The sequence below is a fragment of the Methanobrevibacter olleyae genome (assembly GCF_900114585.1).
In the GTDB taxonomy this organism is placed as follows: Archaea; Methanobacteriota; Methanobacteria; order Methanobacteriales; family Methanobacteriaceae; genus Methanobrevibacter; species Methanobrevibacter olleyae.
Map to the genome: position 1 here is coordinate 88,999 of NZ_FOTL01000001.1, position 12,481 is coordinate 101,479.

Annotated in this window: 11 protein-coding genes; 8 read left to right on the forward strand and 3 right to left on the reverse strand. The window is 25.8% G+C overall.

Annotation, left to right across the window (positions count from 1 at the left end; genetic code table 11):
• Positions 1 to 112: 112 nt before the first annotated feature.
• Complete coding sequence (locus BM020_RS00390) at positions 113 to 1,453, forward strand: hemolysin family protein (protein ID WP_067147770.1); 1,341 nt, start codon at positions 113 to 115, stop codon at positions 1,451 to 1,453.
• 179 nt (positions 1,454 to 1,632) lie between these two features.
• On the forward strand, positions 1,633 to 2,556 hold the full coding sequence (locus tag BM020_RS00395; protein ID WP_256379548.1) for a calcium/sodium antiporter: 924 nt from the start codon (positions 1,633 to 1,635) through the stop codon (positions 2,554 to 2,556).
• Between the two features lie 322 nt (positions 2,557 to 2,878).
• On the opposite strand, the gene BM020_RS00400 is transcribed toward BM020_RS00395, so the two are convergent.
• Positions 2,879 to 3,730: a TIGR00269 family protein gene (locus tag BM020_RS00400; protein WP_074797831.1), complete on the reverse strand. Its 852-nt coding sequence runs from the start codon at positions 3,728 to 3,730 to the stop codon at positions 2,879 to 2,881.
• A 205-nt stretch (positions 3,731 to 3,935) separates the two neighbouring features.
• Between BM020_RS00400 and BM020_RS00405 the strand changes: the two genes are divergently transcribed.
• Entirely contained in the window at positions 3,936 to 4,256 is a 321-nt protein-coding gene (locus tag BM020_RS00405) for an MTH1187 family thiamine-binding protein (RefSeq protein WP_067147776.1), read from the forward strand.
• Positions 4,257 to 4,329: 73 nt separating this feature from the next.
• On the opposite strand, the gene BM020_RS00410 is transcribed toward BM020_RS00405, so the two are convergent.
• Positions 4,330 to 5,427, reverse strand: coding sequence for a DegT/DnrJ/EryC1/StrS family aminotransferase (locus BM020_RS00410; RefSeq protein WP_067147779.1), 1,098 nt, complete (start codon positions 5,425 to 5,427; stop codon positions 4,330 to 4,332).
• A gap of 364 nt (positions 5,428 to 5,791) precedes the next feature.
• Between BM020_RS00410 and BM020_RS00415 the strand changes: the two genes are divergently transcribed.
• The 3 genes from BM020_RS00415 (at position 5,792) to mptA (ending at position 9,555) form a co-directional block, all read left to right on the forward strand.
• Positions 5,792 to 7,003: a tRNA (guanine(10)-N(2))-dimethyltransferase gene (locus BM020_RS00415; protein WP_082762159.1), complete on the forward strand. Its 1,212-nt coding sequence runs from the start codon at positions 5,792 to 5,794 to the stop codon at positions 7,001 to 7,003.
• 599 nt (positions 7,004 to 7,602) lie between these two features.
• Positions 7,603 to 8,082, forward strand: coding sequence for an Lrp/AsnC family transcriptional regulator (locus tag BM020_RS00420; RefSeq protein WP_067147782.1), 480 nt, complete (start codon positions 7,603 to 7,605; stop codon positions 8,080 to 8,082).
• 534 nt (positions 8,083 to 8,616) lie between these two features.
• The gene (gene mptA / locus BM020_RS00425; protein WP_067147785.1) at positions 8,617 to 9,555 is read left to right on the forward strand and encodes a GTP cyclohydrolase MptA; all 939 of its coding nucleotides are present in this window, start codon (positions 8,617 to 8,619) and stop codon (positions 9,553 to 9,555) included.
• Between the two features lie 485 nt (positions 9,556 to 10,040).
• Here the strand turns inward: mptA and BM020_RS00430 are convergent, their stop codons facing one another.
• Positions 10,041 to 10,313 (reverse strand): zinc ribbon domain-containing protein, encoded by a 273-nt coding sequence (locus BM020_RS00430; protein ID WP_067147787.1) that lies wholly within the window; start codon positions 10,311 to 10,313, stop codon positions 10,041 to 10,043.
• 529 nt (positions 10,314 to 10,842) lie between these two features.
• Here BM020_RS00430 and BM020_RS00435 point away from each other — a divergent pair.
• Together BM020_RS00435 and cofG are read left to right on the forward strand one after the other, a co-directional pair.
• A complete protein-coding gene (locus BM020_RS00435) occupies positions 10,843 to 11,295 on the forward strand; it encodes a DUF2120 domain-containing protein (protein ID WP_067147790.1) in 453 nt (150 codons plus the stop codon).
• A 32-nt stretch (positions 11,296 to 11,327) separates the two neighbouring features.
• A complete protein-coding gene (gene cofG, locus BM020_RS00440; RefSeq protein WP_074797834.1) occupies positions 11,328 to 12,458 on the forward strand; it encodes a 7,8-didemethyl-8-hydroxy-5-deazariboflavin synthase subunit CofG in 1,131 nt (376 codons plus the stop codon).
• Positions 12,459 to 12,481: the final 23 nt, after the last annotated feature.

Below are 12,481 nucleotides of genomic sequence, written 5' to 3' on the forward strand. Positions count from 1 at the left end.
ATAAATTTTAATAAATATAAATTACAAATTTTTAAGAAATCTTTGTTAAAAATCTAATTTTATAAAAATTTAAAAAATTTTAAAAACAAAATCATTTAAGGACTTAATAGAAATGGACTCGATAATTATAGGAATTGAAATTTTAATAATAGCCATATTAATCATACTTAATGGATTGTTATCCCTTGCTGAGATTGCAGTTGTATCTGCTAGAAGAATCAAAATTCAAAAAATAGCAGATGAGGGAGATAAAAGAGCTATAACTGTTTTAGATTTCATGAATCATGTAAATGAATTTTTATCTACTGTACAAGTAGGTATTACTTTTGTTGCAATTATTACAGGGGCACTTGGTGGTAGTACTTTTTCTGAACCTTTAGGAATATATTTAAGTCAATACATTCCCTACAGTTACCAAGTAAGTTTTATAATCATTATTCTTATTACTACATACTTTACAATATTAATTGGAGAAATTGTACCTAAAAGAATGGCATTAAATGACCCTGAAGCATATTCATTACAAACTGCAAAGTTCATGCAAATAACTTCATTTGTTTGTAAGCCAGTTGTAAGATTACTTGATGGTTCTACTAATTTTGCATTAAAACTTGTTGGTTCTGAAGCAAGAGAAGATATTGTTACTGAAGAAGAAGTTAAATTACTTATTGAAGAAGGTATTGAATACGGAACAATTGCTGAAGAGGAAGAAGACATTATTAAAAGAGTATTCCGTTTGGATAACCAGAAAGTAGATATGATAATGACTCCTAGAAGTGAAATCATTTGGTTAAATTTAGAAGATAAGCTTGAAGAAAATAAAGAAAAAATAATCAACAGTAAAAGGTCTATCTTCCCTGTTGCTGAAGAAGAATTAGATGATTTTATCGGTGTTGTTCAAGCAAAAGATATTTTAAGCAAAATCTTTGAAGGTAAAGATGTTGATATTAAATCTAATGTTAAATCACCATTAGTAGTTCCTGAAAGCATGCTTTCAATGGATTTACTTAAAGAATTTAAAGAAAATAGAGAATACGTCCATATGGTACTTGTCGTAGATGAATTCGGAAGTGTTGTAGGATTAATTACCTTAAACGACCTTCTTGAAGGTATTGTAGGAGATATACCAGGTATCGATGAGATTGATAATCCTAAAGCAACCCAGAGAAAAGATAACTCTTGGTTAATTGATGGAAGATTTTCTATTGAAGACTTTAAAGATTTATTTGAAATTGAAAAAGAAATGCCTAATGAAGTGGAAGATGGATATACCACTATTGCAGGATTTATTCTCTCCCATGCAGGAAAAATCCCAGAAACTGGTGAAATATTCCATCAAGGTGAATTTACTTTTGAAATTGTAGATATGGATGCAAACCATATTGATAAAATCTTAGTAACAATTAACAAAGAAGATAAACATAAATCGGATACTGAAAGCAAATTAGAATAATCTTCTTTTATTTTTTTATTTATTTTTAAATATTGTCCAATTTATTATAAACTTAAGCTTTAACTATTATCCCATTTAATATAAACTTAAGCTTTAACTATTATCCCATTTAATATAAACTTTTAAATTAAAAATTAAACTCCAAAGGGGGAAAATAAACGATAGAAATATTAATAGAAATTATTTTACTTATTGTGGGATTTGTACTTTTAATTAAAGGTGCAGATGTATTTGTAGATGGTGCAAGTAATGTTGCATATAATTACAAAATACCTACAATAATCGTAGGTTTAACAATAGTTGCATTTGGTACAAGTGCCCCTGAAGCTGCAGTTTCTATAACCGCATCTTTTGCTGGAAGCAATGCTATCTCTTTAGGTAATGTTGTAGGAAGTAATATTTTTAATATCTTAGGAGTGATTGGTGTTTCTGCATTACTCGGCAGTTTAACTGTTGATAAAGTCTTAATTAAAAGAGATTTTCCATTTTTAATAATTTCCACAATAGGATTACTTCTTATTGCACTATTATTTGGTGAAATAAGCCAAATAGTTGGAATAATCTTTTTAATCATTATTATTGCCTATGTTTATTATCTTGTTAAAAAAGCAAGGGAAGATAAAGGAGTGATGTCTGAGGAAGTTGAAGCTAAGCTTACCATACCAAAAGCAGTTTTATACATTATAATTGGTATGCTTGGAATCATTATCGGTTCTGACCTTGTTGTAGATAGTGCAAGTTTTATTGCAAGAATTTTTGGCTTAAGTGATGTTTTAATTGGTCTTACTATCGTTGCATTAGGTACTTCATTACCAGAACTTGCTACATCAGTTACTGCACTTAAAAAAGGAAATAACAGTATTGTTATAGGTAATGTACTTGGATCATGTATTTTCAATGTGTTGTTCATTTTAGGAATAAGTAGTGCAATAATGCCAATGCCAATAGCACCTGAGATGATATTTGATATCTTTTTAATGACAATAGTCACTATTGTAGGTGCATGGTTTACATATACAAGAAATGAAGTAGATAAAAAAGAAGGACTAATCTTATTAATCTTATTCATTATTTACATGATTTTTGTTATTTTAAGAAACTAAATTATTTAATTTCTTTTTTTCTATTTTCATTGACTTTTCTATTTTTAGCGATTTTTTATTTTCATTGATTTTTCTACTTTTTATCAATTAATAAAAAAATATTTAAAAATTAGCTTATTTTATTACCCTTTTATTATGATTTAAAAAATTACTATTTGAGGGTGTGTCACAAATATTTTGTGTTCAAGAAAAAGTCCAAATATTTATAATTGTTTAAATTTATAATTTTAAATTAAAAAATTTATAAAAATATATTAAAAATTTAGACAAAAATTTGAAATTTGAAATTGTGACCCTCCCTCTATTTTTTTAAAAAAAAAAATTATTCTATATTCCCACGTATAATGTCTTTTATCTCACAAGATTTACAAATTTTACCAGATGTTGGCTGGCCACATATTTCACATTCATTTAAGACTGTGTGAACGTTTTCAACATCAAGGATTTTAATAAAGGAATTTAAAACATTTTCTTTTGTACCGGGATGTTTTGATTCTGTTTTATTTAAAAATTCTTTAATTTTAGCTCTTAAAGATAAATTAGAATAAGGACATTCATCTAAATGAATCTCAATATCATTAAGAATAGCCCAGATACCTACCTCTTTCTCAGGTGTGTTCCATAATGGTTTAATTCTTGGAACTAGTTTTTCATGAATTTGATTAAGTTCAGGGCCAAATTTAGAAAACTTAACTGTGTCCCCTCTTGAAAAACTCATTAAAAATGATTGAATTTCATCATCAAGATTATGTCCAGTAGCTATTTTATTAGCACCTATTTCATAAGCTGTTTTATTTAAAATATTACGTCGAAAAACACCACAAGGAATACAAGCACTTTTAAAATAATAATAAATATCATCTAATACAAAACCTTCTTCCTCTTTAAAAGATTTTTGAATAAGTGGAATATCTAAAAGTTCTGTATTACTTACTGCAGCATCAATTCCATGTTGGCGATAAGCTTCAATACCCTCATCAACTGAAATGGCTACTAATTCAAAGTCAAAATTAGCATTTAATTGATAATTTTTAAGTGCATGAAGAGTTAAAACACTATCTTTTCCTCCAGATAGGGCAATAGCTATTTTTTCATTCTCTTTAATTAATTGATAATCATTTATTAATTTATCAATTCTTGAGAATATTTTTTTATTAAATCTTTCTTTATTCATATTACCACTTAAAAATCAGATAAAAAATTGGAAAGTTATAATATTGCAATTTAACATCATTTTAATATTATAAATTAGCATCAATTTTTAATATTATAAATTAACATCAATTTTTAATATTTTTTTAATTTAATTTAATTTTAGGATTAGTTAATAAAACTAAGTACTAATAAATTTATATTAAAACAAGTATAAAATAATAACTATGATAACCGCAGATTTTTCTATATTGCCTATGGGCATAGAAGGAACCGAAATTAGTGAATATGTAACAAGAGCAGTTGAAATTATTGATGCATCTGGATTAAACTATCAATTAACTGCTATGGGAACTCAAATAGAAACAGATGATTTAAGAAAATTATATCAAGTATGTGCTGATGTTCAAGAAGCAATATTTGAAATGGGTTCTGGAAGAGTTTACAGTGTTTTAAAAGTAGATGATAGAAGAGATAGAGAAAACAGAACTTTAGAAGCTAAAATAAAAACTGTAGAAAATTTAATGATGAAAAACAAGGATAAATAATTTAAAAAAGTAAAAAAGTAAAATTAATAATTCTTTAAAAAAGCTAATAAAAAAGTAAAAAGTATTAAAGAAATTAATTAAAAAATTCTTTAATTACTTTAATAATATAATCTAAGTCTTCCTTAGATAAAGCGGGATGAACTGGAAGTGAGAGAACCTCTTTAACAATTTCTTCAGTTACTGGAAGACTTTGGTCATAACCCATTTTTGTATAAAGAACTTGATTGTAAAGAGGAATTGGGTAATAAATTCCATTTCCAACACCATTTTCTAGTAGGTGTTCAGACAATTCATCTCTTTTACCATCTTTTATTTTAATAGTGTATTGATGGTATACATGTTTATAACCCTCTTTTACAACAGGAGTTTCAATTAAATCAATATCAGCTAAGCCTTGATTAAGGAGTTTAGCGTTTTTAATTCTTTTTTCATTGAAAGTATCTATTTTTTTAAGTTGTTCTAGGCCAATTGCAGCAGCAATGTCAGTCATTCTAAAATTATACCCTAAAACATCATGATGATATTTAGTTGCTGATCCATGAGCTCTATAGATTTTTGCATTTTTAACAAATTCTTCATTATTAGTGGTAATCATACCACCTTCACTAGTAGTCATGTTTTTAGTAGGATAAAAACTAAAACAAGCCATATCACCAAGACAACCTACTTTAACACCATTATATTCAGAACCATGAGCTTGTGCAGCATCTTCAATAACAACTAAATCATAATCTTTTGAGATTTTCATTATAGCACCCATATCTGCAGATTGTCCATATAGTTGAACAGGCATAATTGCCTTAGTCTTATCAGTAATAGCATCTTCAACTTGGTTAGGGTCTAAAGTAAAAGTTTCAGGGTCTATGTCTACAAAGATAGGCTTTGCACCAGTGTATAAAATAGAGTTTCCAGTAGCTGCAAATGTAAATGGAGTTGTAATTACTTCATCTCCTTCTCCAATTCCTGCAGCTAAAAGAGCTACATGTAAAGCAGAAGTTCCAGAATTAGTTGCAATTCCATACTTTGCACCAACATATTTTGCAAATTCTTCTTCAAATTCAATGACTTTTGGCCCTTGTGCAATCATACCAGATTTCATTACTTCAATTACTGCATCAATTTCTTCTTCTTCAATAACAGGACTAGCTATTGAAACTTTAATATCTGCCATATTTTCACCTATAATGAATAAGATTAATTATCTATTAATTAAAAATCTTAATTAAATTTATTAAAATTTAGATATTCTAATCTAAAAATATTTTTTTCTAGTTAAATAGTTTATAATAATTATTTATTCCTAATATTATATTAGTTTTACTTAAATATTCTTAAATAAGATATAAAAATAATATTTATAGAAATACAAACAAGCAATTCAAATTTTTAACTTATTATTAAATAAAAAGAAAAATAAATATAAGATAATACTATTAATAAATAAATAAAAATTAAAATTTATCAATTATAAGATAAATTAAAATTTATCGATTAATAAAGAAAGTATATTAATCAAAAACCACAAGGATAAAAATATGCAAACAAATCAAAACAATCCCAATTATCAAAATATTGAAATTGAAACATATAGTGAAGATGAATTAAAAATTATTAAAGAAGGAAAAGTAGAAATAAAATTCCCAAACTTTGATAAAGTTTCATCAGATGCTCCTGTATTTTACAATCCTAAAATGGAATTTAATAGAGATACATCAATTCTTGCACTTCAAGCATACCAAAAAGAAGTAGATAGAGAAATAAGCATATGTGATCTATTTGGAGGTAGTGGGATTAGAGGAATACGTTATAAAAAAGAAATTAATGCTGTTGAAGATGTTAGCATAAATGATATAAGCCCATTAGCTAATGAATTTACAAGAATCAATGCTGAGTTAAATGACGTAGAAGTTAAAATTGAGCAAAAAGAAGCAAATAACGAATTAAGAGCAAATATGGGGAGATTCGATGTGATTGATATAGATCCATTTGGAACTCCCTCTCCTTTTGTAGATTCGGCAGGATATAATTTAAAAAGAGATTCATTACTCTGCTTAACTGCTACCGATACATCTTGCCTTTGTGGAACATACAAAGAACCATGCATTAGAAAATACAATGCAAAACCATATAAAAGCGAATACTGTCATGAAAATGGCATTAGAATTCTTATAGGATTTGCTGCACTTACTCTTGCAAAATATCAAAAATATATCGAAGTAAAAATGTCACATAGTAGTGAACATTATATGAGAACATATCTTAAAGTAAAAAAAGGATCTAAAGCTACTGATAAGTCCTTAAAAAATATAGGATACATAGCACATTGTAAACACTGCCTATATAGAAAAGAATACAAAGGACTTGCAAGTAGTATTCCTGAGTATTGTCCAGAATGTAGGGAGAAATTAATAATAGCAGGTCCCATGTGGTTAGAATCCATACAAAATAGAGAATTTATTGATTCAATGATTGAAATAGCAGCCGAAAAAGAGCTTAATCAAAAAGATAAAGTTTTAAAATTATTAAATTCATGCAAAATAGAAGCAAATGCTCCTTCAACATTTTATGACATTCATAAAGTCTGTAGAGCCTTAAAAATTAGTGCACCTAAACTCGATAAAGTATTTGATAAACTTGAAGAGAAAGGATTTATTGCAGTGAAAACACACTATAGTCCACTTGGAATAAAAACCAATGCTACGAATAAGGAATTAATGGATATTGTAGAAGAACTAGTTGAAAAATAATTAAAACTAAAATTAAAGTAAGATTTAGTTAAAATTTTAGCATATCTTAAATTTAATCTAAGATAATTTTTAGCTATTTATTTTGTAATTTATTATGTATTAAATAAGATATTAAAAAACTATTAAATTATTAAATTAAGTTATTAATAAACTATATTAAATAAAATTTATTTCAAAAATATACCCCAATATTTAAATTATTAAATAAAATTAATCAAAATATAGATAAAAATAATCTTAATGAGGTAAATAAAAAAATTTATATAAAAATTTATATATAAAAATTAACAAAATTATTGATGTAATAAACACGTTATTAATTATTCTAGATAATTTAAAAAAATATATTTAAATATTTAAAATAAAATATATTTTCTAGAATAATCAACTATTATATATAATAAAAAAAATATATTTAAGTTAAAATATATTTTCTAGAATAATCAACTATTATATATAATAAAAAAAATATATTTAAGTTAAAATATATTTTCTAGAATAATCAATTATTATATATAATAAAAAAAATATATCTAAATATTTAAATCAGAATATGTTTTCTAGAATAATTAAAAACATAAAACTCAGAAAGTGAAATTATGTGTGCAAAAAAGAATGAAGATATAATTAAATTAGACGAAACTGATATTAAAATTCTAAAAATCATCAATGATGATGTTAGAATTTCATATAGGCAAATATCCCGTAATTTAGGGATTTCTGTAGGTACTGTACACAATCGTATTGATAAAATGATTAAATCTGGTGTAATTGAAAAATTCTCACCAATATTAAGTCATAAAAAATTAGGTTATACACTTACAAGTATTATTGGTGTTAATGTAAAAGGTCAGGAATTAGAAAATTGGGAACAAAAAATCTCAGAAAATAAAAATGTCGTAGGCCTTTACGATGTAACTGGACAATACGATGCTATTGTAATTGCAAAATTTAAAGATACTGATGAATTAGATTCTTTCCTTAAGGAATTACTTAAATCTGGGTGTATTGAAAAAACTATAACCCAAACAGTACTTAATGTTGTAAAAGAAGATATTGGATCTGCAAATATCCTCTAATATCTAAGTAGATTCTAAATTTAAAACTAATAGTAATTAAATATATTTTATAGTTAAACCCCTTTTTTTATAGCTATAAAATTATTTTAATTATTATTAATATTCCTTTTTTATAAAATACTCTTTTTAAACCCCTTTAAATATATAAATACCCTATTTTTTTAGAATTTAAAATATTATTTTTCTTAAATACCAAATGCTTTTGTAATTACAATATATTAGTTATAATATATTAAGGGAAAATAAAAATAAGAAAAATAGAAAATTATTAAATTATTAATAAAAAATTAAAAAAATGTAATATTTTTTAGGGAATTTTTCTAAACAAAACCATAAAATAGAATTGCTGTGAAGAGCTCTTTATAGAAAATTATATTAAAGATTTAAACAAAAAAATATATAAACACACAATTATATTATTGTAATTATGGAAAAGGTATTTTAAAAATAAATATGGATTTTTAATAATTTAAAAAAATATTTATTAATCTTTAGAATAATTATTTTAATCAACTATAAAGAAGGTAAACAAAAATGGTAGTTTGTCTCCCAGACACACAAGATGATGAACCACGTATACCTATTCACTTAAGTAGAGTAGGTGTTACTGGTGTCAAAAAACTTTTAACTCTTAAAAGAAAAGAAAAAAGACCAATCATATTATTACCTACTTTTGATGCTTTTGTAGATTTACCAAGTACTCAAAAAGGTACACATATGTCTAGAACTCCTGAAGCTATCAGTGAAGTTGTTGATGAAGTTGCAACACTTGCTTCTGCAAGTGTTGAATCACTTTGTGCAGATATTGTTAATAAGATGCTTGAAAAACATGAATATGCTAAACGTGTTGAAGTAAGAATGACAAGCGATTACATGTTTATGAAAGAATCTCCAGTAACTGACAATAAATCCCAAGAAATGGGTAAATTAATTGCTAATGCAGTTGGTATCCGTGAAGATGATGAATCTATTTCTATTAGAAAATGTATTGGTGCTGAAGTTATTGGAATGACTGTATGCCCTTGTGCACAAGAATCTGTAAGAGAAGTAGATAAAAGCAACTTACTAAAATTTTTAGATGAAGAAACTTGTGAAAAAGTATTAGATACTGTAACTTTTGCTTCCCATAACCAAAGAGGAATAGGAACTGTTTTAATAGAAGTTCCAGAAAATGAATACATCGATGGTGAAAAAATTATTGAAATCATTGAATCATCTATGAGTTCCCCTGTTTGTGAACTTTTAAAGCGTCCTGATGAGAATGCAGTTGTAATGAATGCTCACCAAAATCCTGTATTTGTAGAAGATTGTGTTAGAACAATGAATGAAAAAATAGTTAAAGAATTTTCACATTTACCTAATGATACTTTAATTACTACAAGACAAGAAAATCAAGAAAGTATTCATAGACACAATGCTTTTGCAGAAAAAGTTTCTACTTTAGGTTCCTTAAAAGAAGAGCTTAATTTATAATTAAAAATTTATTTAAAGAAAGAACAATTATAAACTTTTATTTTTTCTTTTTAAACAGATGCAAATATTGCTTATTTGCTTATTTTTTAAAAATAAAAACGATCTATTTTTAAATTTAATAGAGCTAGCTAATATAAGGTTTATTAATCTCTTTTTAAATTAAAATAATAGACCTAGCTAATATAAGGTTTATTAATCTCTTTTTAAATTAAAATAATAGACCTAGCTAATATAAGGTTTAAAATTATCATAATAATCTTATAGAAAATTAGGTAAAATTATAATCCCTTTTTAATGAAGAAATAATTTAAAAATAGATTTTAAAAATTTAGATAAAATTTATTAATATATTTTTATAATTGGAAAAAAAGTAAATAATTAAGTTAATTTAAATTTATGAAAAAATATTAAAAAAAAGTAAATAATTAAATTATTTAAAATTATGAAAAAATATTAAAAAAAGAATAAAATTAAATTAATAAAAATTAATCATTTGACCATCTTTTCAAATTAGGGAATACTTCACTCATCATTTTAGAAGCTTCTTCTTTATTGATTTCTGGATGAACTTCCACCATTTTATCTATGCAGAAATTCATCATTTCTTCCATAGACATATCGGAAGTAAATTCCCCATCTTTAAAGCAGTAAATACAATAATCTTCATTTTTAGATCCATCAACATTAGTTCCAAGAAGTTCATCTGTTAATGGCATTGCACAAGATTGACAAAACTTTTGATTTTCAAAATCATTCATAATAACCACATAGATAATATTTATTTGATGTTTATTTATATTACCCAATAGTGTTTATATGTTTTTTGTAAGAGCATTTTAAAACTATTATAGACCATCTTCAATGATATGGCATCTAAATGAACATTTACAATATCACCATTATAGGTTACTACCATAAAACTGGGCTTGGATAACAATGAGAAATGCTCTTGCACCTATCACTAATAAAAATATTTCCTATTTTAATTTTATAAAAAACTAAAAAATATCCCATTAAATAATTTAATAAAAAACTAAAAAATATCCCATTAAATAATTTAATAAAAAATTAGTAGAATGAATAAATCTTACTTTCTATTACTACTAAGTAAATTACTAATTAAAGTTTATTATTCATTATTTATGCTAACTTTGAAAAATTAAACAAAATATTTTTAAATAGGGTATTTTGTAAAATTTATATACTATCTAAATTAAAAATAACTATATAATTTTTACCAAATATAAATAAAAAATATTTAATTTAGAAAATAATTTAAGTGATTTTATGTCAGAGATATTACCAAAAATTACAGGACAAGTTATAGGGCATTTTAATGCATTTAAAGGTTCAAGACCAGCATATCATTCAGAACATATTCTTATTGTAAGAGGAATAAGCCATGATAAAATTGAATTAGATGAGATGGAAGATAAATTAGCAGAACTTAAAGACATTCTTGATGCAAGAGAAGTTGATGTTTTATCAGATTCTGGAAAAAACTTTGTAGAAAAAGTAGATTCATATATGCGAGAAGATGTAGCTGTTGATACAGCGCCAGATAGTGGGGGATTATTAAGGATGAAAGACCAATTAGAAGCTATGGGATTAACTGTATATTATAAACTCTTTTTAATGTCCCATGCAGGTGCTTTTGTAGCTATTTGGAAGGATAAATCTGGATTTGGCCCATTATATGTTGAAGTAACTGTATCTGAAAGAGGAGATACTGACAATTAATTAGCGATAAAAAGCTCTAAATCAGGTGTAAAATGTCTAATTTATCCAATATTGATTTTGAAAACTTAAGTCGTGAGGACTTAATAAGCATTTTAGAATGTGAAAAAGAAGATATTCTAAAAATAATGAGTTTGGCTAACTCTAAAAGAGAACATAATTATGTTACATATTCAAAAAATGTATTTATACCGCTAACAAAAATATGTAGAAATGATTGTGGATACTGTGCATTTAAACAAAACCCTGATGATCCTGATGCAATTATTCTAAAAGACAAAGAAGAAGTTTTAGAAATCTTAAAAGAAGCTGAAAAATATGGTTGTAAAGAAGCATTGTTTACAATGGGTGAAGATGCAGATACTGAAGAGGCTGTAAAGGTTAAATTAGATAAATTAGGCTTTAAAACCATGGCTGACTACATTTATGACATCTGTAAAAGCACTGCTGAAGAGACAAGTTTACTGCCCCATACAAATGCTGGAAACTTTTCATATGAAGATATGAAGATGCTTAAAGAATACAATATCTCTATGGGAATGATGTTAGAAAGTTCATCTGAGAGATTGACAAGGACAATTGCTCATGAAAAAAGTCCTGGAAAAAATCCTAAATTACGTCTTGAAACTATAAAAAATGCTGGAAAACTTAATATTGCATACACTACTGGAATATTAATTGGAATTGGTGAAACTAAAGAAGAAATAGCTGATTCTTTACTTGCAATTAAAGAACTTTGTGATAAATATGGACATATTCAAGAGGTAATTATACAAAACTTTACTGTAAGCCCTGGAATAGAAATGGAAAATTATGAAGAACCAAGTCTTTTAGATATGCTTAGAACTGTAGCAGCTGCACAGTTACTTTTTGATGAGGGTGTTTCAGTTCAGGTCCCACCTAATTTGAACTATGAAACAAGCCAAATATTCTTACTTTGTGGCACTGACGATTGGGGTGGAGTTTCACCTTTAAGTGAAGATTATGTTAATCCATCTTCACCATGGCCAACCCTGGAAAAACTTGAAAAGCTAACTAACGATGCAGGATACCAGTTAAAAGAAAGATTAGCCATTTATGAAAAATACATAAATGAAAAATATATTAAAAATCCAGAATTACTAGAAAAAACAAAGCAAACTCAAAAAAAATTAACAAATAAATAAGCTCAAAATAAACAAGCCATTAA

What these genes read in the sequence shown, in the direction of transcription:
- BM020_RS00390 (WP_067147770.1), top strand. Translation starts at nt 113, where the DNA reads ATGGACTCGATAATTATAGGAATTGAAATTTTAATAATAGCCATATTA.
- BM020_RS00400 (WP_074797831.1), bottom strand. Translation starts at nt 3,730, where the DNA reads ATGAATAAAGAAAGATTTAATAAAAAAATATTCTCAAGAATTGATAAA.
- BM020_RS00405 (WP_067147776.1), top strand. Translation starts at nt 3,936, where the DNA reads ATGATAACCGCAGATTTTTCTATATTGCCTATGGGCATAGAAGGAACC.
- BM020_RS00410 (WP_067147779.1), bottom strand. Translation starts at nt 5,427, where the DNA reads ATGGCAGATATTAAAGTTTCAATAGCTAGTCCTGTTATTGAAGAAGAA.
- BM020_RS00415 (WP_082762159.1), top strand. Translation starts at nt 5,792, where the DNA reads ATGCAAACAAATCAAAACAATCCCAATTATCAAAATATTGAAATTGAA.
- BM020_RS00420 (WP_067147782.1), top strand. Translation starts at nt 7,603, where the DNA reads ATGTGTGCAAAAAAGAATGAAGATATAATTAAATTAGACGAAACTGAT.
- mptA (WP_067147785.1), top strand. Translation starts at nt 8,617, where the DNA reads ATGGTAGTTTGTCTCCCAGACACACAAGATGATGAACCACGTATACCT.
- BM020_RS00430 (WP_067147787.1), bottom strand. Translation starts at nt 10,313, where the DNA reads ATGAATGATTTTGAAAATCAAAAGTTTTGTCAATCTTGTGCAATGCCA.
- BM020_RS00435 (WP_067147790.1), top strand. Translation starts at nt 10,843, where the DNA reads ATGTCAGAGATATTACCAAAAATTACAGGACAAGTTATAGGGCATTTT.
- cofG (WP_074797834.1), top strand. Translation starts at nt 11,328, where the DNA reads ATGTCTAATTTATCCAATATTGATTTTGAAAACTTAAGTCGTGAGGAC.